Source organism: Rhizobium sp. GCM10022189 (genome assembly GCF_042656325.1).
Taxonomy (GTDB): domain Bacteria; phylum Pseudomonadota; class Alphaproteobacteria; order Rhizobiales; family Rhizobiaceae; genus Rhizobium.
On the sequence record NZ_JBHSOR010000049.1, the window covers coordinates 672,668 to 694,389 of the forward strand.

Below are 21,722 nucleotides of genomic sequence, written 5' to 3' on the forward strand. Positions count from 1 at the left end.
GTCTCAGGCTCTGGCGATCAGGCGGCCTTGAAGAGCTTCTTGCCTTCGGCATCGAGGGCTTTGAACTCATCGTCCGACAGGGTGATGTTCACGGCCGCGACGTTTTCTTCCAGATGCTTGACCTTGGACGTGCCGGGGATCGGCAGCATGACGGGGCTGCGCTTCAGCACCCAGTCGAGCGCGATCTGGCTGGGCGCCGCGTTATGTTTCTTGGCGATCGTGTCGAGCAGCGAGCCCGGCTTGGCGAGATCGCCGGCGGCCAGCGGATACCAGGGGATGAAGCCGATATTGTGCTTGGCGCAATAGTCGAGCACATCCTCGCTGGTGCGGTCGACGAGGTTGTAGCGGTTCTGGACGGTGGCGACCTTGAAGACCTTGGAGGCGGCCTCGATATCGGCGACCGAGACTTCGCTGAGGCCCGCATGGCGGATCAGGCCGGAATCGAGCAGCGACTTGATCGTGTCGAACTGTTCCTTGGCCGGAACCTTCGGGTCGATGCGGTGCAGCTGCCAGAGATCGATCTGTTCGACGCCGAGGTTGCGCAGGCTCTTGTGCACCTGCTGGATCAGATATTCCGGACGGCCGAGCGGCAGCCAGATATTCGGGCCGTGGCGCGTGAGGCCGCCCTTGGTGGCGACGACAAGGCCCTTCTTATAGGGATGGAGCGCTTCCTTGATCAGCCATTCGGAAACGTCGGGACCGTAGGAATCGGCCGTATCGATGAAGTTGATGCCGAGTTCCGGGAGGCGCTTCAGCGTTTTGATCGATTCGGCGTGATCGGCCGGATTGCCCCAGATGCCGTCGCCGGTGACGCGCATGGCGCCGAAACCGAGACGGTTGACCTCCATATCGCCACCAATCTTGAAAGTACCGGATTTCGCTGCATTGTAGTCGGTCATCGTCTTTTCCTCTCTTGGTCAATAAAATCACTCAAAATCGGTGGAGCTGGGGACCCGCTCCCGGGCGTCGCATTCGGTCTGCGAAGAGCAGGGCTTCTCGCGAACGAGGCAGACCGGACCACGCCCGGACAGAAGATGGGCAGGCGGGTTGCCGGATGCAATGAGCTCATGCATGGCCGCGGCCGTCTTTTGATGGTGTCGCCGCCCGTCGAGGCGGCATCGGGACTATGGGTGCTGCGGCCCCTGCGCATATAGGGCATCGCCGCCTGCGTGACAGCTGCGGCTGCGAAAACATTCACCGCGGACTGACGCCGGCGACCAGGGCGCGACCGGCTAGCGGCGGGCCTTCGCCTCTTCGCCGAATTCGGCCAGCATCTTCCAGAGTTCGCCGAAGATCTCGCGGGCGAAGGCTTCCATGGAAACGCCCTCCATCGAAACGGTTCGCGCGCGCTCCTGCCAGAGTTCGCCGCCAAGGCGCAGCGCGCCGATGACGACGGCCGCAAGCAGGCGCATGTGCGTGCGCACCTGCGGGTCGCCGCCCTTGCGGGCGATCAGGGCCTCGGTCAGTTTCTGCTCCAGCTTGGCATATTTGAGCTGGTCTCGGGCCTTGAGGGCCGGCGTGCGATGGATGAGCTCGGCAAGCGCCATCGCCCGCTCGTCGGCAGACGCGGCTGCGGTGGCGATCAAGGCTTCCTCGACCGCCCTGACGGAGGATTCACCTGACGGCCGAGCGGCAATGGCCGCCATCAGGCGGTCGGCGAAAGAATCCTGCCAGGCGAAGACCACTTCTTCTTTCGACGGGAAATAATCGAAGAAGCTGCGCTTCGAGACGTCTGCCGCCTCGGTAATGTCCTCGATGGTGGTCGCCTCGAAGCCGCGCTCCAGGAAGAGGCCCATGGCCGCCTGCTCGATGCGCTCGCGGGTCTGGCGACGCTTGCGCTCGCGCCTGCCCTCGGCGGCTTCAGGCTGTGGCTTCCCGGTCATTTCCATCAGGTGTCATTCAGTCATCCGCTTCGGAGAAAGCGGCGATCTCCATATCCATTGCGCTGGCGCGATATTTGAAGCGCTCGCGCGAGAGTTCCAGCGGCTTGCGCCGCGAAATCCGGTAGACGGAGGCCGGCGGCAGGTTGCGGACCGTGCCGCCGATGCGCGTCGCCTTCAGGCCAAGACGGTCGAGGATCGGACGCGGCACAGGACAGCGCGGGCCATAGGTGAACTGGTAGAAGGCGCCGCCGGCCCGCATATAGACGAAGGCTCCGGCAAGGATCGAGGCGATCTTGCGCGGCGACATGGACAGCAGCGGCAGGCCGCTGATGACGGCACCGACAGGTTCGCCCTCGAAAATATCGGCCTGCGCCAGATGGGCGGCATCCATCTGCAGGACGCGCGCATCGGGGAAACGCTTCTGCAGCGAGCCGATGAATTCGGGACCGTATTCGATAAGGGTCAGATCGCGCTCGCTGATGCCGCGCGCCAGCAGCGCACGCGTGAAGACGCCGGTGCCCGGGCCGAGCTCGATGATCGGACCGTCGAGCGCCGCGATCTCGCTTGTCATGATCCGGGCGAGCGAATCGCCTGAGGGTGCAATGGCGGCAACCCTCAGTGGATTGTTCAGCCAGGAGCGGAAAAAATGCAGGAAATCGGAGCATGCGGTCTTTGCGATCATGATTATCCCACCTGTCTGAAATGCAATTGACTATTGATGCGACGATCGCCCGCAGCATGGCAATTCCAAGGCAGACCCGTCAATCCGCCGTCTCTGCGCATCGTTTTCTCCACATGGATTTCGTGCATTTTTGTATCTAATGCATTTTTGCATTTAGTGCAATGTATGTTCCATTAAAGGCTGCGCCGTTCGCAAGGCCGTTCCAGCCGCAAAGGGCAGGGCTGCCTGCGCAAGCTGCGGCAGGCCCGGCAGATGCGACGGGCCTGCCGCTTGCGGCCACACAGAAACACGCCGGAACGAAAAGGCAGCCATCACGGCTGCCCTCTTTCTCGGTAGGGACGCCCGTCCCCTCGCCTATGCCTGCATGTCGGCTCAGTAGTTGCAGCTCGAGCTGCTGGTCGGATTGAAGCGCAGGCCGCAATCCATGTTGAGCGGCTTCTTGCGGCTATACTGGTAGGATTCGGAGCGGGCGGAGGCGCCATCGACCGAGCCCGTGGTGCGCGGTTCGTTGCGGGCGTTCGTGCTCTTCTGCTGCTTGACGACCTGCTGCTGCGCCGGGGCTGCGTTGGCGGTTGCGAAAGCCGAAACGCTGACGATTGCGCCAAAGGCGACGGCCACGAGGCCATTCTTCACGATATTCTTCATTTCTTGTCTCCTTGGGAGGATGGTTGGAATTTACGCCAAGGAGCTAGGAAGCGGATCTGTCATATTCCACCGCGCTGCAACAGCACTCACGAATACGTGAGTTTGGGTTGCGCACAAGGAAAAGGCGGCTTTTGACCGCCTTTTTCTTTGCCGGCTCAATAGCCGTTATCGCAGGGCATGCTGCCGGGGCCGATCGAACCGCTAAACGTAGGGTTGCACATAGACTGGGGCTCCGGCCGGTTCACGGGTTGGCGGACAATCGAGCCCGTGGTGCCGGCCTCGACGCCGAACGCGGCAAGCGGATACCAATAGCCGTCGGAGTGGCGGCGGGTTCCGGGACGTTCCGTGCGGAAGCCATGATAGCCATGCCAATAGCCGGCATGTGCCTTATATTGCACCATTTCCACGTTCGGCGGGACCGGGATCCGGACCTGCTGAACGGGCGCCGCCAGCGCGGGAACGGTAGACGAGAGGGCGAGAAGAGCGCTGAGCGCAAAGGCGGACGGGGCTAGATTAAGCATTTTCATGATAAACCCTCCTTACTGGATTTACGTATGAAAAATGCGTTCTATGCGCGCGAAGTTCCACGATCACACGCGATATCCTACACTCGTGATTGCAGGCGATCCGGCGTGACCGAAAGACACAAAAAATCAAAACTTGCGATTTCTGCTCAAGCCGCAGAGGGCGAGGCTGCGACAATTCGGCAGATGTGCGAATTCACCGTTCTCAATTGGCGTACAAAGGACGGTATCCCTGGCCTGCGATGCAGGAGAGATATTGGCGGTGGGCGGCGCCGCTCGCATTCGTCTCCCGCTCCACGGCATCGCGGTGGCCGGTCAGCTGCGCGCGCAGGTCATACTGCTTGTTGGACTCGTTATACATGGCGTTGGCATCGGACACGCAGAGGCCGTGGGCGATGTCGGGCGGATTGACGGGAGAGGCGACCGCTACCAGCACCGGCGCATTGGCACGGTCGATACAGCCGGCAAGGGCCGCCATCATGACAACGAGACCTGCCGCACCCATCATTCCCGTCTTCATGCAATCCTCCGGCTTCCCGCCTTACACATCCATCGCTTCCGCAGATAGACGCCGAAGGTTGCGCGAAACTAGGCACGGGGACACGAGGCCATGTTATCGTCTTGCCCGGCAGGCCGGCCTTAGCGCGGACGGCCGGCCGCGGCACATTTGCACCGGAGCTTCGCAATGACAGCTGTTCAGCAAGAAGAGCCTTCGACCGAGGTCCCCACCCATCCGAGGAAATCAAGTCGATATTCGACCTGCGCGTGGGGAAGAGCATCGCCTTGCACGCCAGTTTCAGAACAACGCCGGCGGGCGTGATCAGCTCTGGAATTGCGCTCGCCGCCATGACGCTCGCCCTGGGCTACCTCGCATCGTCGATGCGGCGCGGCAGGTAAAGCATTTCCGGCGAGGGTTGCCGCGACAGATTGTCCTTGCCAGCCCTGAAAGCGGCTATGTCGGCCTCATACTTGCGCTCGCGCCGCCGCTTGCGCCAGTAGGCCCAAATCTCCAGCACAATAAAGCGAAGCATTTCCCGCCCCATCGCTGCTATTAGAATTTCCAAGCCATACTCCAAGGCGCCGGTTGTTCGGGGCGCGATATCCTCATCACTATCTAATGTGTGCACACAAGCATTGTGAGAGTGGGGAGTGGAGAGATAATTCAATCCTAATCCATCGAGTTTCAAAAAATGCTTCTTTGAAATTCCCGAGCTCGAATTCAACATCTCTCGGATGCTATCCTGATGTCGCTCGATCTTCAGAAGGTGCGCTGGACTTATCGCGATCTCACCACCTTCGGACCGACCTGTCGCCAGCACTTCATCGATACTCCTTATCATCGAACTAACAAGCGTCGCCAAGTCATAGCGCTCAAGCTCGCGGTAATCGACATCGAAGATCAGAACGTCTTTTTCACTCTCGTAGATCGAAAGGCCGCCGGCTTCACCGACCGCGCCAGCAGCCGGGACGAATCCTGTTATCAAAGCTCTTATTTCTCCAGCGCGGCCGAGGGCGATCTTAAAATTCTCAAGCATCTGGTCGAACTCTTCATCTGCTTGGTTTTCTTCTCGTTGGGCTTGTTCTCTTTCCAAGATCTCCGTCTGCTTCTGAAAGAGCGCCGTAGAAGCCCTAGTCTCTTCAACCTGTTGGCGGGCAACCTCTAACTGCTCGCGCATGACGAATTGGGTTTCATCCAGTTCCTGCCGCTGCGCGGCAAGCTCCTGCGATTGAATAAAAACCGTTCCGGCAAGCCACAAGAAAGCAATTGGAGCGAAGGCGCCGCCTAGCGTGTCGCCAAGCTCATTGATTTGCCGGCAAGCCAGAAATTTATCCCAAAAGCCGTGAAACCAGTTGGGCGAAATCAGCACTTCATCCGGGTTGCAAGCTTTTGTTTGAATAGCGAGAAAATAGAATGCCACAGCGTAAGCCGCCGTGGACGCAACCAATATCCAAGTGACTTTACTCTTTCGCTGAACCATCGCGATCTCAGCCCTGCTTGTTCTCTTGATAAAACCGGCAGTCGCCGGCGCATTGATTCTGTGATGATATGCGAGCTAAGCGTCTTGTCGCGAAAGTTGCAATGGATGGGCCAACATGAAGGATAAGAATAAGAGCGTCGCCACGCGCTCGGGCTTGCCCTGGGGAGCAGCGCTTGGGGCTGAAATTTTATCGGCCATTCAAATTCCAGGCGGCAACCTGCTGACCAAATATGTTGACGCCTATCAAGAGCGGAAACGCGCCGAGGCTCACGAAGTTTTGCTGGAAGAAATCACCGCAGGTCGGCACGGCCCTGTTGATTTCGAAGCCGATGATATAGAGTCCTTCATCGCTGTGACCCTTCGCTTCGCAAAGGCGATGGAAATGGGTACCGCCCATGAAAACCTTCGCCTGCTAGCGCAGGTAATCGCAGGCTTAAAGAAGAACAAGGCGCTCACAGCGGACACGTTCATGCGGTGGGCCGGTGTTCTCGAGCAGATGACCCGCGACGAGTTGGTCACTATCGGCATCGCATACAAGACGTTCAAGGCACATCAGAACGACCCCCGAACTGAAGAGACAGGGGTTTGGGTGCACATTTTAACCGGCATGCTCAATGCGGGTTACTCAGAGGACGACATTGCCCCCTTGGCAAGCTGCGTTACTCGATATGGCCTTTTGTCGCTGTATACGGGCTACGGTGGAGTTGCGGGATATGAACCTACCAGTTGGCTGATGGAGCTTGGCGAATTGGCCGATCTGGAGTTGGTCATGCCGGAGGCAAGCAATGAGCGATGAACCAATTGAATACGGTGATCAGCTGTTTCATCCGAGTTGGACATTTGAATTTATGGATATCGAGCCGATAGGACGCGATCGAAAGATTGTTCCGATCGAATTGAAAGCGTGTCCTTCTGCGGAAGAATATGGGGATTTGCATCTCATTGCAGATGATTTTGAGCATTCACTGCAATGCTTTGCCGAAGCCAGCAAGTTCGGCATACCCGACCCCGCAAACGTTTTAGCGAAGGCCTTGATCTTTTCTGCTGTGATGGCTTACGCGCGCCCGTTTTCCTCTGGCGTACGCGTGAAGCTCACCCCTGAGATGTTCGACGGTATCTGGAATGATAACAATAAGGCCCTTCACACCTTTCTCTTCGAGCTTAGAAATCGTCACGTCGCCCATTCTGTGAACGATTTCGAACGCTGTGACGCAGTTGGAGTCATCGTGACGTATCCGGGCTTACAACGTGAAGGCAATTCGAGCGGGGTAGGTGTCACAACCCTATCTACCATCGGGTTGACCGCATCGAAGATCCAGGAAGCGCAAGCCCACATTCCTTTGATGGTTGAATTCGTACGAGCTCGCATCAACGAACTGAAAATTAAACTTCACGCTGAGATGAAAGCCGAGCTGGCTGCCGGAACGCCGTGGAAGATGGCGCCGATGATTCGTTTTTCCGATACCACCAAGATCGCGAAGAGGAGAAGCCGCTAGATCTGCAGGCCGACCCGAATTCCTGCTTGCTCGACGCCTTACCCTTCGCACCAAATCAGTTCTGAGAAAACCCGATAAGTTCCGGTTTCTTCCGCGCTCAAAGGTGGGGACAAATGTGGGAATGACAGGTGACAAATACACCAAGTCATTGGTTTTACAGCGCTTTCAAGAAGAAAATGGCGCACCCGAAGAGATTCGAACTCCTGACCCCCAGATTCGTAGTCTGGTGCTCTATCCAGCTGAGCTACGGGTGCGCTTGCAGAAGCGGCCGTGCCGCTTGCGTGGGCGGTTCTCTAAAGGGTCCTTTCGGACAATGCAAGAGCAATCTGAAAAAAATCGCGACTTTGGTCCAGCAAAGCTCCCTTGCGGAAATTGCATCACTTTTCGGCGTGGGAACGACTGCGGTAATCTTCCAGCGAAACCGGGCGATCGGGAATTTCGATGCGGAACTGGGTGCCGACCGACGGCTTTTCCACAAGCGCGATCGTGCCGCCATGCGCCAGCACCAGCTCGCGGGCGATGGTGAGGCCAAGGCCGGTGCCGCCGGAGCGGGCCGAGCCGCGGAAGGCGGCAAACAGGTTCTGGCGCGCCTTCAGCGGCATGCCGGGGCCCGTATCGTCTATCGTGATGCTGACCACGCTGCCGACACGCTGGGCTGATACGGTGATGCGCCTGACGATGCCGGCCCCCTGCTCGCCCGGCGAGGTGAGCGCCTGCAGGGCGTTGCGGCAGAGGTTGTGGATGATCCTGAACAGCTGTTCGCCGTCGGCATCGACTTCCAGCTCCGGCGCCATCTGCTCGACGAACTCGACGCCGGTCTGCGGGTCGATGGCGAGGATCTCCTTCACCTCCTGGATCAGCTCATAGAGGCGGATGCGGCGGCGGCGCGGCGGCGATTCGGTTGCCTTGCCGTAGGAGAGGACTTCGGTCGTATAGCCCACGGCGCGGTCGATGGTGCGCAGGAGCTTCGGCGCGAAGCTCTTGACCATGGGATCGTCGACATCGACGAGGCGGTCGGACATCAGCTGGGCGGAGGCCAGGATATTGCGCATGTCGTGGTTGATCTTGGAGACCGCGAGGCCGAGAGCCGCAAGATTCTTCTGCTGCTTCAGCGTCTTCTGCAGCTCCAGCTGCATGGAGGTGAGATTGCGGCCGGCAACGGCCAGTTCGTCACGGCCGCCATCGCCGACATAGACGTTCAGCGGGTTTTCCGGATCGGAGGCAAACTGCTGCATGCTGCCCGTCAGCCTGCGGATCGGGCGGATGAGAATGCGGTTGATGGAGAAGAAGATCAGCGTCGCGGTAAAGAGCGAGATCAGCACCGACAGAAGCAGCACGTTGCGGGCATAGACGAACATCGCCTTGCGCAGGGGCCGGTCCTTCATCACCACCTCGACGCCGGTCCTGGTCTCGCCCACCGCCCCATAGACGCGGATCATGCGGTTGCCGCCGAAGATCATCGTGTCCAGCGCATCGCGCATCGCCGTCAGCGGCGGGATATTGCCGAGATCGTAGGAATCGTCGACCGAGGTCGGCATTTCGCTCATGGCAAGCAGGCGGGAGGTGCCGTCCTTGCGCAGCACGATCGCCTTGGTGCCGGTTGCCTCCAGCGTCTCCTTCTGCAGGGCGCGCGGCAGTTCCACCGGCTGCAGGCCATCGATGACGATTGCGGCAGCCGCGGCCGTATTCAGCCGGTCCTCGAGCCAGCGCACGCGCATGCTGGCGATCGAGGGGAAGAAGATCAGGATTTCCGCCAGCATGATGAAGAAGACGGTGAGCCAGAGCAGCTTGCCGGACAGGCGGCTGAACATGCCGGCACGCGGATAAGAAGCCCTGGCAGCCTCACCGGCCGCGATATTTTCCGCTTTGGAAGTCTCGCCCTGGTCTTGAACCGGCATCTCGTCTTGTCCGTGCGGCGAAAGGCCGCCATCAGAATAAGCTCTTATATTAGACCACAATGCCCCGCTTTCAAATCTTTGCGAGGAGCGGCAAGTCGTCACAAACGAAAACGCCGCCCGCAGGCGGCGTTCCGGATGCGTTCATGACGGCTGTCAGAATTCTTCCCAGCTCTGCTCCGCAACTGCGGCGTTGCCGCCGAAGGCGCGGGCGACGCGGCCGATCGCGCGGCGCGCCGGAGAGGCGACCGGCTGGTGATGCTGCTGGCGGGCAACGGCAACGGGCGCCTCGTTGGAAAGCCTGAAGCGGGCGATGAGGCGCACGAGGCCATCGGCTTCGGCCGAGAGCTTGTGGGTGGCAGCCGAGGTTTCTTCGACCATCGCTGCGTTCTGCTGGGTCACCTGGTCCATCTGGTTGACGGCGGTGTTGACTTCCTTGAGGCCGGTCGACTGTTCCTTTGCGGCCGTCGCGATCGAATGGATATGGTCGTTGATGGCGATGACCCGCGTCTCGATCTCGGCAAGCGCCTCGCCCGTCGCCTGCACCAGCTTGACGCCGACCTGCACTTCATCGCCGGACTTGGTAATCAGCGCCTTGATGTCCTTGGCGGCGGTCGCCGAGCGCTGGGCAAGCTCGCGCACTTCCTGGGCGACGACGGCAAAGCCCTTGCCGGCCTCGCCGGCGCGGGCCGCCTCGACGCCGGCGTTCAGCGCCAGAAGGTTGGTCTGGAAGGCGATTTCGTCGATGACGTTGATGATCTGGCTGATTTCGCGCGAGGCCTGCTCGATGCGGCCCATGGCATCGACGGCGTTGCGGACCACGACGCCGGAGCGGCCGGCATTTTCCTTCGCCTCGGAAACCATGACGGTCGCTTCCTGGGCGCGTTCGGTCGAATTGTGGACGACGGCCGTGATCTCGTCGAGCGCGGCGGAGGTCTGCTCGAGCGCGGCGGCCTGCTGTTCCGTGCGTTTGGAGAGATCGTCGCTGGCGTTGCGCAGTTCGTTGGTATTGCCGTTGATCGCTTCGGTCGTCTCGCGCACCTCGCGCATGGTCGTCTGCAGCGTGACGAAGGTGCTGTTGACGTTTTTCTGCAGTTCGGCGAAGGCGCCCTGGAACTCGCCGCGCATGGTCTGCGTCAGGTCGCCCTCGGCAAGGCTTGCGATGACGCGGCGGGTTTCGTCGACGCCGGCATCGACGCTCGACAGAAGCGTGTTGATGTTGCCGGCGAACTGATTGAGGCTTTCGTCCTCATAATCCTTGTTGATGCGATGACTGAAATCGCCGGCGGCTGCGGCGGCGACGACGACGGACATGCTGGACTGCAGGTCGTCGCTCTTGGCGCGCATTGCCGCTTCCTGGGCGTTCATGCGCTGGATGGCAAGGCCGTTCTCCTTGAAGACGGCAACGGCGGCGGCCATTTCGCCGATTTCGTCCTTGCGGCCGGCATAGGGAACCTCGACCTGGAAATTGCCGTCCGCGACTTCCTTGATGGCGTGCGTCACCTTCTTGATCGGCCGGCTGAGATGGGCGGTGCCGATATAGAAGCCCATGCCGACGCCGGCTGCGATGCCGATGCCGGTGATGCTGAGCACCAGCATCAGGATCCAGCTGCGGAAATCCTCGATCTCGTCGTTGACCGCCGTCAGTTCGGCCTTGTCGGTGGTGACGATCGCGTCGATCTCGGCCTGGAAGGCCTTGCGGTTGGCGCGGTTGGCGTCGTTGTTGCCCTGTTCGTTGGCGGCCTGGGGACCGACCTGCGTGCCGAGGCGGGCCGTCTCGGTGCGGAAGGTGCGGAACTCCTTGGCGCGGTCCACGAGTTTGACGAAGGACGCCTTCTGGCTGTCGGGCACCAGCGGCGCCCAGCCGGCGATGACCTTGTCGATCTCGTCCAGATTGGCCATCAGGCCCTTGGCGAAGGCCGGCGTATCCTCGATCGTCTTTGCCGCATAGATGCCGCGCGATTCCATGACGACGGCCGTGACGAAGCGGTTGAGGCGCTCGCCGGCATAGGCGCGGGCGGCGGCATGTTCGTATGCCGTCAGGTTTTCATTGTATTCGCGCATCGCAGAGAGCGCGGTGGCGCCGATCAGAAGCGCGACGCCGCCCATGACGGAAACCAGAAGATTGATCTTGCCGCGAATTTTCAACGCACGCTCCCTCGCTTTGCACGGGGCCGGAAAGCAAATTCCCAGCCGACAGGCAGAAGATCGGGTAAATTCGTTAATGTTGTATTTCGAATATTAACAATAGCGACTACAAAAAATTACCCATATTTACTGTAGCCGCCGACCCTTTTCGCCAGTGACCGAGCATCTTCAAGGAATAAAAGTTGCGGCTGAAAGCTTTTGCAAACCGCGGGGCGAACTATACAACCAGATAGGGAGAAGGCGCATTCGTTAACACCGGAGTGCGAAATCTTGCCCTCCGCCGCTGCGAATCATGGAATCTGGCTACGTTAATTGACTTTGGAAAGCTTCATCCGTATAAGCCGCCGCACGTCCGGTCATTCAAGGTCTTTTGCGACCTCGCCCGTTCGAAAAACAACGCTCCTTGCATCATGCAAACTCAAGAAGGGCCGCACTCCGCGGTGTTTAAATAAATGAAGCGTACCTATCAGCCCTCGAAGCTTGTCCGCAAGCGCCGCCACGGTTTCCGTGCGCGTATGGCCACCAAGGGCGGCCGTAAGGTCATCGTTGCCCGCCGCGCACGCGGCCGCAAGCGTCTTTCGGCCTAAGGCCGGAATTGCCCGATAGAATATGACGGGCGGCTTGAAGACCAAAGAAGACAAAAAGATTGTCGGGCGGCTGAAGAGCCGCCCGCAATTTCTTGCAGTCCGCGAAGGCGAAAAGCGCCGCGGCCCCCTCTTCCTTCTCGAGGTCCTGAACCGCAGGCAAGAGGACAGCGAAGCCCGGGTCGGCTTCACCGTTACCAAAAAACATGGCAACTCGGTCGAAAGAAACCGCATGCGGCGGCGTCTGAAAGAGGCGGTGCGGCTTCATGCAGGGTTTGCAATGCAGCCCGGACACGACTATGTGGTTGTCGCCCGCAGGGACGTATTGACGGCGTCCTTCGAAGAACTGGCCGCGGAACTGAAAGCCCGCGTGGAAACCAGGCCGAAACACCGGCGCCCGAAAGACGAGCGCCCCAGGAACGTATGATGGAAAACAACCGCAATTACTTCATTGCGATCGCTCTCTCGGTGCTGATCGTCCTTGGCTGGCAGTTCCTCTACATGAACCCGCGCATCGAGGCCCAGCGCAAGGCTCAGGAAGCCCAGAAGGCACAGCAGCAGACCGAGCAGACGCAGCAGCCGGCAGCCGGCAGCCAGGGCGCCCAGACGAGCGGTGCTGCCCCGACAGGTCAGGCCGCGGCGACCGCCACTCTCGAAGAAGCACTTGCGAAGACGCCGCGCGTTGCCATCGACACGGCCGCGCTTTCCGGCTCCATCAACCTTGCCGGCGCCCGCCTCGACGACCTGAAGCTCAAGGCCTATCACGAGACCGTCGACGACTCGAGCCCGATCATCACGCTCTTCTCGCCGGCTGAGACCAAGGACGGCTATTTTACCGAGCTCGGTTACATCGGCAGCGACACGACCGGCGCCGTTCCCGGCCCGTCCACCGTCTGGACCGCCCCGGAAGGCGCAAAGCTCACCGAAAAGACCCCTGTCACCCTGACCTATACCAACGACAAGGGCGTCACCTTCGCCCGCACGATCTCCGTCGACGAACACTACATGTTCACGGTCACGGACAAGATCGAGAATGCCGGCCAGGCGCCTGTCTCGCTCTCCTCCTACGGCCGCGTGACGCGTTACAACAAGCCGACGACGCCCTCCGTCTACGTTCTGCATGAAGGCTTCATCGGCGTGATCGGCGACGACGGCCTGATCGAAAGCAAATATACCGCCGTCGAGAAGGAAGCGGTCACTCCGGCGAAGTCCACCGGCGGCTGGCTCGGCATTACCGACAAATACTGGGCGGCGACGATCATCCCGCCGCAGCAGGCCGCCTATGAGGCACGTTTCTCGCACTTTACCGACGGCCAGCCGCGCTACCAGGCCGACTACAAGAACGACGCATTCACGGTGGCGCCCGGCCAGTCCGTCGAAGTGAAGAACATGGTGTTTGCCGGCGCCAAGGAAGTTCCCGTCATCGACGGCTACGAGGCGAGCTACAATATTCCGCGCTTCGACCGCCTGATCGACTGGGGCTGGTTCTATTTCATCACCAAGCCGATGTTCAAGCTGATGGACTTCTTCTTCCGCTACTTCGGCAATTTCGGCGTGGCGATCCTGTGCACGACCATCGTCGTCAAGGCGCTGTTCTTCCCGCTCGCCAGCAAGCAGTACGCTTCGATGGCGAACATGAAGCGCGTGCAGCCGAAGATGGAAGAGCTGAAGGCCAAGTTCGGCGACGACCGCATGGGGCTGCAGCAGGCGATGATGCAGCTCTACAAGGAAGAGAAGATAAACCCGATCGCCGGCTGCTGGCCGGTGGCGCTGCAGATCCCGATCTTCTTCTCGCTCTACAAGGTGATCTACATCACCATCGAGATGCGCCACGCACCCTTCTTCGGCTGGATCAAGGACCTTTCCGCGCCCGATCCGACGACGATCGTCAACCTGTTCGGCCTGCTGCCCTTCGAGGCGCCGACCCTGCTGCATCTCGGCGTCTGGCCGCTCATCATGGGCATCACCATGTTCGTGCAGATGCGCATGAACCCGACCCCGCCCGACCCGACGCAGGCGATGATCTTCAACTGGATGCCGCTGGTCTTCACCTTCATGCTGGCGAGCTTCCCGGCCGGCCTCGTGATCTACTGGGCCTGGAACAACACGCTGTCGGTGATCCAGCAATCGGTGATCATGAAGCGCCACGGCGTGAAGATCGAGCTCTTCGACAATCTGAAGGGCCTGTTCAAACGAAAACCGGCGCCATCGAAATAGTCGAAAAGCCCTGCTTCGGCGGGGCTTTTTGTTTCGGGCCGCGCAAACGCGCAGGCGCGCAAACCTTGACATTACATCCCAAAAACATGAAGCCGGTTTCATCCCGAACCCGGAGATCGCAGAATTCATATGACTGAAATCGCAAAGCCGCTCTTCGGCCACCCCTGGATCTTCATCCGCGGCGTGCCTTCCCTGAAGTTCCTTCCGCCGGAAGGGCCGCTGGAAGTGGCGTTTGCCGGCCGCTCGAATGTCGGCAAATCGTCGCTGATCAACGCGCTGGTCGGTCAGAAGGGCCTGGCGCGCACCTCCAATACGCCCGGACGCACGCAGGAGCTCAACTATTTCGTTCCGGACGGTTATTCCGGCGAAGGCAGCGACCTGCCGCCGATGGCGCTGGTCGACATGCCGGGCTACGGCTATGCGCAGGCGCCCAAGGAGCAGGTGGACAACTGGACGAAGCTCGTCTTCGACTATCTGCGCGGCCGCGCGACGCTGAAGCGCGTCTATGTGCTGATCGACAGCCGTCACGGTATCAAGAAGAACGACGAAGAGGTGCTGACGCTGCTCGACAAGGCGGCCGTCTCCTATCAGATCGTGCTGACCAAGACGGACAAGATCAAAGCCCCGGCCGTGCCGAAGCTCGTTGCCGAAACATTGGAGAAGATCCGCAAGCGGCCGGCCGCCTATCCGGCCGTGCTTTCCACCTCCTCGGAAAAGAACGAGGGACTGGACGACCTGCGGCAGGCGATTGCCGAAACGGTCGGAATAGCCAACTGGAAATAAGAGAGGCGCCCGCAAGGACGCCTCCCAGAGCATTTCCGGCGAAAACGGAGCGCCTTCAATGCTCCGGCTCATTGTTTTCTCCGCAATTCCGGACGCAGAACCGGTTCGCGCTTTTGCTGGAATTGCTTTAGACGCTCCCGAACCTACATCCTGGGCAGCAACACCTCGTCGACGACGTGGATGACGCCGTTCGACTGTTTGACGTCGGCAATGGTGACATGGGCAACGCCGCCGTTTTCATCCGTCAGCGTGATCTTGCCCATGCTTTCCTTCGCTTTGAGCACGCAGCCGCCGACCGTCTTGATATCGTGCTCGCCGCCGTCCTCCTTGATCATCCTGGCGACGGTCTTCGACATGGCGTCGGCGGCAACGACATGGCAGGTCAGGATCTTGACGAGCTTGTCCTTGTTTTCCGGCTTCAGGAGCGTGTCGACAGTGCCTTCCGGCAGGGCGGCGAAGGCTTCGTTGGTCGGGGCAAAGACAGTGAACGGCCCCTTGCCTTCCAGCGTGCCGACCAGGCCGGCGGCCTTCACGGCGGCAACCAGCGTGGTGTGATCCTTGGAATTGACGGCATTTTCCACGATGTTCCTGTTCGCATACATCGCGGCACCGCCGACCATCGGGTTCTTTGCCTGAGCGGCGAAGGCGATTGCGGAAAGGGCGGCGGTGAGCGCGGCTGCGCGCAATGCGGACTTGATCATGATCTTCTCCTCTGCACCCGGTCGCAGCCGCCGGCTTTATGCCCTGCGCCGCCCGGATATCAGCAACTACGGAAAAGGCTGCAGAAGAGTTTCAGAAGGATGGTTTGTTTTATGGCCGGTGGATGGAGCCGCTGGCGATGACGGGGCCGCTCGGCTGATGCGTGGGCGAGCCGCCGAAGGGCTCCAGGCTGACGGCCAGCGTCGCGCCATCGGAAATCTGGCCGCGCATGTCGCCCGGTATCAGCAGTTCGCCATTCATGCCCGGCTGGAAAACCCCGAGCGAGCGGGGCGTGCCGCTGCCCGGCACGAGCCAGAGTTCCAGGGATTTCTCCTCCGGCTTGCCGGCTGCGACCGGCACGATCTTCAACCGGCCGCTCTGCATCTCGTAGGAGGCCGCAAGATTGACCTGATTGTTCGGTCCCGAGAGCTCGGCGACCAGCGGCGGCGATGCCGGAGGCTGGGGCACAAGACCGGAGGCAAAGGCGATGACGCCCAGGGTGACGGCAAGCGAGGCAAATGTCAGCGAGCGCCAGAAGCCGGCAGAATTCCAGAGCCCATGCGAAAAACGCGGCGCAGTTTCCGCATCGGCGAAGAGGCGCGCCTCGATCTGCTTGAAAGTCTCGCGGCTTGGCTGAGCCGTGCCATATTCGTCGTTGAAGCTGGAGAGGTTGACCTCCCAGCGGCTGACGATGGCGGCAAACTGCCGATCGCGGCGCATGCGCTCCTCGACGATCCTGCGATCCTGGAGAGAGAGGACGCCCAGCACATATTCGCCGGCCAGAACCTCGTCGCGGGAGCGGTCTCCCTTGCTTTTGTCGGGCGATGTCATCGTTCCATGCACTCTCTCAGTTTCAGCAGGCTGCGTCTTAGCCATGTCCGCATCGTATTCAGCGGGACACCAAACTGACCGGCCAGTTCCTGATAGCTCAGCCCTTCGACATAAGCTCGTTTCACCGCGACCGCACGATCAGCTTCCAACTCTTCCATGCAGGTGTCAATCCGCCTTCCTTCATCCTTAATCACGACTTGTGCTTCGGGGTCGGGAGCGGCATCGGCAAGGCCGAGCGCTTCGTCGATTTCGTCGGCGACCGGCTTGCGCGCCCGCAACGCATCGATCGCCTGATTGCGGGCAATGGCCGCAAGCCAGGCGGCCGATGTCGCGGAACCGGCGGTGAAGGCACCGGCACGCTGCCATATCTTGATGTAGACCTCCTGCAACACTTCTTCCGCCTCGTTCCTGTTTCCAAGGATACGCAGGCAGATCGCCAGAAGTTTCGGACTGGTCTGGTTATAGAGCGCGGCAAAGGCCTTGCGGTCGCCAAGCGCCACGCGGCCGATCAGATCTGCAAAATCCCCAGTCATGTCGCCCTCGAATGAACGATTTCCGGTTCGATAGTTTCAATGTGAGCTGGCAGGTTCCCAGGTCGGCCTTAGATACGAAAAACTATTGCGTCCCGGATTATTCCCTCTGTCAAAAACTTGAGATAAAAGGCCGCGATCAATTCCGCGGGGTCCCCCATGAACGAGTCCGAAAGCGAAATCCAGGCACGTCTTCTCGCACAGGCGCTGCCCTTCATGCAGCGCTACGAAAACAAGACCATCGTCGTGAAATACGGCGGCCATGCCATGGGCAATCCCGAACTCGGCAAGGCTTTTGCGAGCGATATCGCGCTGCTCAAGCAGTCGGGCGTCAATCCGATCGTCGTGCATGGCGGCGGCCCGCAGATCGGCGCGATGCTGACGAAGATGGGTATCGAATCCAAGTTCGAGGGCGGGTTGCGCGTCACCGACCAGAAGACGGTCGAGATCGTCGAAATGGTGCTTGCCGGCTCGATCAACAAGGAAATCGTCGCGCTGATCAACCAGACCGGCGAATGGGCGATCGGCCTCTGCGGCAAGGACGGCAACATGGTCTTTGCCGAAAAGGCTCGCAAGACCGTCAAGGACCCCGATTCCAACATCGAGCGCGTGCTCGATCTCGGCTTCGTCGGCGAAGTGGTCGAAGTCGACCGCACGCTGCTCGACCTTCTCGCCCGTTCCGAGATGATCCCGGTCATCGCACCGGTTGCCCCGGGCCGCGACGGCGCGACCTACAATATCAACGCCGACACGTTTGCCGGCGCCATTGCCGGCGCGCTGAACGCCACCCGCCTCCTGTTCCTGACGGATGTGCCCGGCGTGCTCGACAAGCAGGGCAAACTCATCAAGGAACTGTCCGTCGCCGAAGCCCATGCGCTGATTGCCGACGGCACGATTTCCGGCGGCATGATCCCGAAGGTGGAAACCTGCATCGACGCCATCAAGGCGGGCGTGCAGGGCGTCGTCATCCTGAACGGCAAGACGGCCCATTCCGTGCTGCTCGAAATCTTCACCGAGCACGGCGTCGGCACGCTGATCGTTCCCTGACGAAAAGGCGCCCTCCGGCGCCTTTTTATGCCTCGGCAAAACCGGTCGAAAGCGTCAGACTTTCCCAGGCGTCGATTTCAGCGCTCAAGCCCCTCAGCTTGTCGCGGACAAGGGCCAGCGCGTCGGCGCCGAGCAGCAGGTGGACCGGCGGGTTTTCGGCCTCGACAAGCGCCATCACGGCAGCGGCGGCCTTGCGGGGATCGCCGGTCTGCCGGCCGCTCTTTTCCTCGCGCGCCCTGCGGATGGGATCAAAGAGCGCATCGTAATCGGCAATGCTCCTGCCGGTGCGGATCATCGAGCGGCCGGCCCAGTCCGTGCGGAACGAGCCGGGAGCGACCGCCGTCACCGCGATGCCAAAATCCTTGACTTCCTTCGCCAGGACCTCGCTGATGCCTTCCAGCGCAAACTTGCTGCCGCAGTAATAGGCAATGCCCGGCATGGTGATGAAGCCGCCCATCGAGGTGATGTTGATGATGCGGCCTGCCCGCCGCCGGCGCATGAACGGCAGGACGGCCTTCATCATGGCGACGGCGCCGAAGACATTGACCTCGAATTGCCGGCGCATTTCCTCGATCGGCGATTCCTCCAGGGTTCCTTCATGCCCATAGCCGGCATTGTTGATGAGAACGTCCACCGGCCCGACCGTCTTCTCGATGCCGGCAACGGCCGGTTCGATCGCCCCGATATCGGCGACGTCCAGGCGAACCGCCGTTGCCCGCGCCGGCGCCAGGCTCTCGAACGCGGCGGCGGCTTCCTCGTTCCTCACCGTTCCCGCCACGCGGTGGCCCTTCTCCAGCGCGGCCTGCGCAAAGGCACGGCCAAAGCCCGAGCTGACACCGGTAATGAGAAACTGCTTTTCGGTTGAACGCATCGTGCACTCCTGTCCTGATGCGGCCGCGACAGACAGGCGGCCCGGCCCGTCATGTGGCAGGACGGGAGCGCTATTTCCAATATATTGCGCAGGCGAATGCGATATCCTAAAAGTATTGCATGGAGCTTCGTCATCTTCGCTATTTCCTTGCCGTCGCAGAAGAGCTCAATTTCACGCGCGCAGCACGCAAGGTCGGCATCGGCCAGCCGCCGCTCAGCAATCAGATACGCGATCTTGAAAACGAGATCGGCGCCGCCCTCTTCCGGCGCCTGTCGAACGGTGCGGAACTGACGGCGGCAGGCGAGGCCTTCCTGCCGGAAGCCCGGGCGATCCTGGCTCGGGCCGAACAGGCCAAACAATCCGCCATGCGCGCGGCACGCGGCCAGAGCGGGCGCCTGCGGGTCGGCTTCACCAGTTCGGCGGTGTTCAATCCGGTCGTACCTGCCATCGTCAACGCCTTCCGCGAAAAATATGCGGCCGTTCAATTCGGCCTCGAGGAAGCGCCCACCGCACGATTGCTGGAGAGGCTCGAAGGGGAAGAACTCGACGCCGTCTTTATCCGCCCCGGCAGCGGCGACGAACCGCAGGTCCGGTGCCAGCTTCTGGCCGAGGAGCCCATGGTCATCGTGCTGCCGGCAAGGCATCGGCTGTCGGAGGCGCAGACATTGCGCCTTGACGAACTGGCCGGAGAGCGGTTCGTGCTCTTTCCGCGCGAGGCCGGCGCCGGCTTTTTCGACGACATCATCGCCGCGTGCCGACGGGCCGGATTTGACCCCGTGCTCGGCCAGTCGGCGCCGCAGATCACCGCCATCGCCAGCCTGGTCGCCGTCGGCCTCGGCGTCTCGGTCGTGCCGAAGGACATGGCGGAGATCAAGGTGCCCGGCGTTCGCTACATCACAATTTCAGGCGAAGCGCCGACAGCGCGGCTGGCGCTCGCCACAAGACGTGACGAGCGCTCTCCCATCGTGCGCAATTTCCTGGCGCAGGCTTTCGCCACGCAGAAAAGCTTGGCCGGCAACGATCAGTTGGCCGAATAGATCGCCGCGGCGGCTTCCTTCAGCTTTTCCATCATGGCCCGGTAGGGGCCGGGGCCATAGCTGATGCGCGAAACGCCGAGCCGTGCAAGCGCAGCCGGATCGGGCGCGCCGGCCTTCATCATGATGTTGACCGGCAGCGCGGATGCGGCGCAGATCCTTTCGATCAATGCCGGTTCGATCAGGCCCGGCACGAAGAAGCCGCTGGCGCCGGCCGCCGCATAGGCCCTGCCGCGCTCGATCGCCTCATCCACCAATCCGGCATGCCTGGAGCCGTCTCCTTCCTGAAGGAAGAGATCGGTGCGGGCGTTGATGAAGAAATCGATGCCGCGCGCCCTGGCCATTTCGCGGATGGCGCGGATGCGCGCCGCCTGCGCTTCGACAGGATGAAGGCCGGTTTCGCCGACGCGCTGGTCCTCGAAATTGATGCCTACGGCGCCGACCTCGATGAGCTTTGCGACATTGGCCGCCGCACCGGCCGGCTCCGTCGAATAACCGCCTTCGAAATCGACCGAAAGCGGCAGCTCGTTGGCGGCGGTGATCGAGCGGGCCGTCTCGATCAGCACCTCCATCGGCAGCTTCTGGCCGTCGCCATAACCATTGGCGGCGGCAACGGACCAGCTTCCGGTCGCAAGCGCCCTGGCACCGGCTTCCGTCACCGCCCTGGCCGTTCCGGCATCCCAGATATTGTATAGAATGACGGGCGCTCCCTTTCGGTGCAGCGTGCCGAAAAGCTCGGCCTTCTCGTTCTGGTTCATGCTGTCCTCTCCATCTTCTGCGCCATGATCTTTTCCTCGTGCCGAAGCAGCCATTGCTTGCGCCAGAGCCCGCCGCCATAACCGGTCAGCGATCCGTCCGCGCCGAGGATGCGATGGCAGGGCACGATAATGGCGAGTTGGTTGGCGCCGTTGGCCCGGCCGACGGCACGCACGACCTCGGGCCTTTGCATCTCCCTTGCGAGATCGCCATAGGCGCGCGTCTGGCCGGCGGGGATTTCGATGAGCTTTGCCCAGACATGCCTTTCGAAGGGCGTGCCGCCAAGCGCCAGCGGCGTCCTGAAAGTGGTCAGCCGCCCCTCGAAATAATCCCGGATTTCCGCCTCGACCTGATCGATCGCCGGCGTGCGGCCGATCGCGACCGAGGAGCGGACGCGCTTCTGCAGGGCTTCGAGTTCGGTCGGCAGGGCCTTGCGGTCGTGGAATTCGAGGAGATGCAGATGGGTCCTGTCGGCGACCGCGATCATCGGGCCGAGCGGCGTGTCGAACCAGTCGGCAAAGAGCAGTTCGCGGTTCTGCGAGAGCGCCGGCGCCTTGCCGACAAGGCGCTGGAAGGCCGCCCGGAAGCCGCTCGGGGAACCATAGCCTGCGTCGATCTGCGCATCGATGACGCGCGCGCCGTCGGCCAGTTGCCGGGCAGCCTCACCGAGCCGGCGGTAGCGGACGATATCGCGGAAGGTCATGCCGAGCGCCCGCTTGAAGGCGCGACGCACGGTCGAGGGATCGTAGCCGCGGCGCACCAGTTCGTCCTCGGTCCAGCGCATATCCGGCTCGCCGTCGAGCCTTGCCAGGAGTTCGTCGACGATCGGCTCGCGGCCCGGCTGCTCCAGCGGCCTGCAGCGCTGGCAGGGACGGAAGCCGGAATGCATGCAGGCGGCGATCGTATCGAAGAAGATGGTGTTTTCCCGCTTCGGCTTGCGCGCCGGGCAGGTCAGGCGGCAGAAGATACCTGTCGTCTTCACGCAGACATAGGCCTGGCCCTCGTAATCGGCGCTGCGGGCGATCAGGGCATCGTAGAGCGTATCATCGTCGGGGCGTTCGAAAAGCATGTGCGCTTTCTAGCACTCCGCGCTTCGGTCGTCCGCCGAAAATCGGGCG

General features: G+C 61.2%; 23 protein-coding genes and 1 tRNA gene. 8 read left to right on the forward strand and 16 right to left on the reverse strand.

What is annotated here, in order from left to right; translation table 11 throughout:
* Positions 1-17: 17 nt before the first annotated feature.
* The 7 genes from ACFPWW_RS24375 to ACFPWW_RS24405 all read right to left on the reverse strand — a co-directional run bounded on the left by ACFPWW_RS24375 (position 18) and on the right by ACFPWW_RS24405 (position 5,713).
* Positions 18-899 (reverse strand): aldo/keto reductase, encoded by an 882-nt coding sequence (locus tag ACFPWW_RS24375; protein ID WP_112706411.1) that lies wholly within the window; start codon positions 897-899, stop codon positions 18-20.
* Between the two features lie 333 nt (positions 900-1,232).
* Entirely contained in the window at positions 1,233-1,883 is a 651-nt protein-coding gene (locus ACFPWW_RS24380) for a TetR family transcriptional regulator (protein WP_377313841.1), read from the reverse strand.
* Between the two features lie 16 nt (positions 1,884-1,899).
* On the reverse strand, positions 1,900-2,565 hold the full coding sequence (locus tag ACFPWW_RS24385) for a class I SAM-dependent methyltransferase (protein ID WP_377313558.1): 666 nt from the start codon (positions 2,563-2,565) through the stop codon (positions 1,900-1,902).
* Positions 2,566-2,937: 372 nt separating this feature from the next.
* Positions 2,938-3,210 carry a hypothetical protein gene (locus tag ACFPWW_RS24390; protein ID WP_113500323.1) on the reverse strand — a complete coding sequence of 91 codons (273 nt, stop codon included), beginning with the start codon at positions 3,208-3,210 and terminating at the stop codon, positions 2,938-2,940.
* Between the two features lie 155 nt (positions 3,211-3,365).
* Positions 3,366-3,737: a cell surface protein gene (locus ACFPWW_RS24395; protein ID WP_377313560.1), complete on the reverse strand. Its 372-nt coding sequence runs from the start codon at positions 3,735-3,737 to the stop codon at positions 3,366-3,368.
* A gap of 202 nt (positions 3,738-3,939) precedes the next feature.
* Complete coding sequence (locus ACFPWW_RS24400; protein ID WP_112565445.1) at positions 3,940-4,254, reverse strand: hypothetical protein; 315 nt, start codon at positions 4,252-4,254, stop codon at positions 3,940-3,942.
* A gap of 343 nt (positions 4,255-4,597) precedes the next feature.
* Positions 4,598-5,713, reverse strand: coding sequence for a hypothetical protein (locus tag ACFPWW_RS24405; protein WP_377313562.1), 1,116 nt, complete (start codon positions 5,711-5,713; stop codon positions 4,598-4,600).
* A 115-nt stretch (positions 5,714-5,828) separates the two neighbouring features.
* On the opposite strand from ACFPWW_RS24405, the gene ACFPWW_RS24410 reads away from it, so the two are divergent.
* A complete protein-coding gene (locus tag ACFPWW_RS24410; RefSeq protein ID WP_112758094.1) occupies positions 5,829-6,509 on the forward strand; it encodes a hypothetical protein in 681 nt (226 codons plus the stop codon).
* Complete coding sequence (locus ACFPWW_RS24415) at positions 6,499-7,209, forward strand: hypothetical protein (RefSeq protein WP_377313564.1); 711 nt, start codon at positions 6,499-6,501, stop codon at positions 7,207-7,209. Before ACFPWW_RS24410 ends, ACFPWW_RS24415 begins: the two co-directional genes overlap by 11 nt.
* A gap of 177 nt (positions 7,210-7,386) precedes the next feature.
* Here ACFPWW_RS24415 and ACFPWW_RS24420 read toward each other — a convergent pair.
* The 3 genes from ACFPWW_RS24420 to ACFPWW_RS24430 form a co-directional block, all read right to left on the reverse strand.
* Positions 7,387-7,463: transfer RNA gene (locus ACFPWW_RS24420), tRNA-Arg, on the reverse strand.
* A 123-nt stretch (positions 7,464-7,586) separates the two neighbouring features.
* Complete coding sequence (locus ACFPWW_RS24425; RefSeq protein WP_377313566.1) at positions 7,587-9,107, reverse strand: ATP-binding protein; 1,521 nt, start codon at positions 9,105-9,107, stop codon at positions 7,587-7,589.
* Positions 9,108-9,260: 153 nt separating this feature from the next.
* The gene (locus tag ACFPWW_RS24430) at positions 9,261-11,252 is read right to left on the reverse strand and encodes a methyl-accepting chemotaxis protein (RefSeq protein WP_377313568.1); all 1,992 of its coding nucleotides are present in this window, start codon (positions 11,250-11,252) and stop codon (positions 9,261-9,263) included.
* A gap of 452 nt (positions 11,253-11,704) precedes the next feature.
* On the opposite strand from ACFPWW_RS24430, the gene rpmH reads away from it, so the two are divergent.
* From rpmH to yihA, 4 genes are all read left to right on the forward strand, one after another.
* Entirely contained in the window at positions 11,705-11,839 is a 135-nt protein-coding gene (rpmH, locus tag ACFPWW_RS24435; RefSeq protein ID WP_016552555.1) for a 50S ribosomal protein L34, read from the forward strand.
* A gap of 22 nt (positions 11,840-11,861) precedes the next feature.
* Entirely contained in the window at positions 11,862-12,263 is a 402-nt protein-coding gene (gene rnpA, locus ACFPWW_RS24440; protein ID WP_112705064.1) for a ribonuclease P protein component, read from the forward strand.
* Positions 12,263-14,053, forward strand: a complete 1,791-nt coding sequence (gene yidC / locus ACFPWW_RS24445) for a membrane protein insertase YidC (RefSeq protein WP_377313843.1) — start codon at positions 12,263-12,265, stop codon at positions 14,051-14,053. Before rnpA ends, yidC begins: the two co-directional genes overlap by 1 nt.
* 129 nt (positions 14,054-14,182) lie before the next feature.
* Positions 14,183-14,836 carry a ribosome biogenesis GTP-binding protein YihA/YsxC gene (yihA, locus tag ACFPWW_RS24450; protein ID WP_112565427.1) on the forward strand — a complete coding sequence of 218 codons (654 nt, stop codon included), beginning with the start codon at positions 14,183-14,185 and terminating at the stop codon, positions 14,834-14,836.
* Positions 14,837-14,979: 143 nt separating this feature from the next.
* Here yihA and ACFPWW_RS24455 read toward each other — a convergent pair whose 3' ends face one another.
* The 3 genes from ACFPWW_RS24455 to ACFPWW_RS24465 form a co-directional block, all read right to left on the reverse strand.
* Positions 14,980-15,537: a fasciclin domain-containing protein gene (locus ACFPWW_RS24455; protein ID WP_377313571.1), complete on the reverse strand. Its 558-nt coding sequence runs from the start codon at positions 15,535-15,537 to the stop codon at positions 14,980-14,982.
* A gap of 109 nt (positions 15,538-15,646) precedes the next feature.
* A complete protein-coding gene (locus ACFPWW_RS24460; RefSeq protein WP_377313573.1) occupies positions 15,647-16,366 on the reverse strand; it encodes an anti-sigma factor in 720 nt (239 codons plus the stop codon).
* Complete coding sequence (locus ACFPWW_RS24465) at positions 16,363-16,899, reverse strand: sigma-70 family RNA polymerase sigma factor (RefSeq protein WP_112758101.1); 537 nt, start codon at positions 16,897-16,899, stop codon at positions 16,363-16,365. Before ACFPWW_RS24465 ends, ACFPWW_RS24460 begins: the two co-directional genes overlap by 4 nt.
* A 156-nt stretch (positions 16,900-17,055) precedes the next feature.
* Between ACFPWW_RS24465 and argB the strand changes: the two genes are divergently transcribed.
* Complete coding sequence (argB, locus tag ACFPWW_RS24470) at positions 17,056-17,943, forward strand: acetylglutamate kinase (protein WP_037100983.1); 888 nt, start codon at positions 17,056-17,058, stop codon at positions 17,941-17,943.
* A 25-nt stretch (positions 17,944-17,968) separates the two neighbouring features.
* On the opposite strand, the gene ACFPWW_RS24475 is transcribed toward argB, so the two are convergent.
* Positions 17,969-18,814 carry an oxidoreductase gene (locus ACFPWW_RS24475; RefSeq protein ID WP_377313576.1) on the reverse strand — a complete coding sequence of 282 codons (846 nt, stop codon included), beginning with the start codon at positions 18,812-18,814 and terminating at the stop codon, positions 17,969-17,971.
* Positions 18,815-18,933: 119 nt separating this feature from the next.
* Between ACFPWW_RS24475 and ACFPWW_RS24480 the strand changes: the two genes are divergently transcribed.
* Positions 18,934-19,851 (forward strand): LysR family transcriptional regulator, encoded by a 918-nt coding sequence (locus ACFPWW_RS24480; RefSeq protein WP_377313578.1) that lies wholly within the window; start codon positions 18,934-18,936, stop codon positions 19,849-19,851.
* On the opposite strand, the gene ACFPWW_RS24485 is transcribed toward ACFPWW_RS24480, so the two are convergent.
* Both ACFPWW_RS24485 and ACFPWW_RS24490 read right to left on the reverse strand, forming a co-directional pair.
* On the reverse strand, positions 19,836-20,606 hold the full coding sequence (locus tag ACFPWW_RS24485; protein ID WP_377313580.1) for an isocitrate lyase/PEP mutase family protein: 771 nt from the start codon (positions 20,604-20,606) through the stop codon (positions 19,836-19,838). The two genes, ACFPWW_RS24480 and ACFPWW_RS24485, sit on opposite strands and share 16 nt — an antisense overlap.
* The gene (locus ACFPWW_RS24490) at positions 20,603-21,673 is read right to left on the reverse strand and encodes a bifunctional transcriptional activator/DNA repair enzyme AdaA (protein WP_377313582.1); all 1,071 of its coding nucleotides are present in this window, start codon (positions 21,671-21,673) and stop codon (positions 20,603-20,605) included. Before ACFPWW_RS24490 ends, ACFPWW_RS24485 begins: the two co-directional genes overlap by 4 nt.
* Positions 21,674-21,722: the final 49 nt, after the last annotated feature.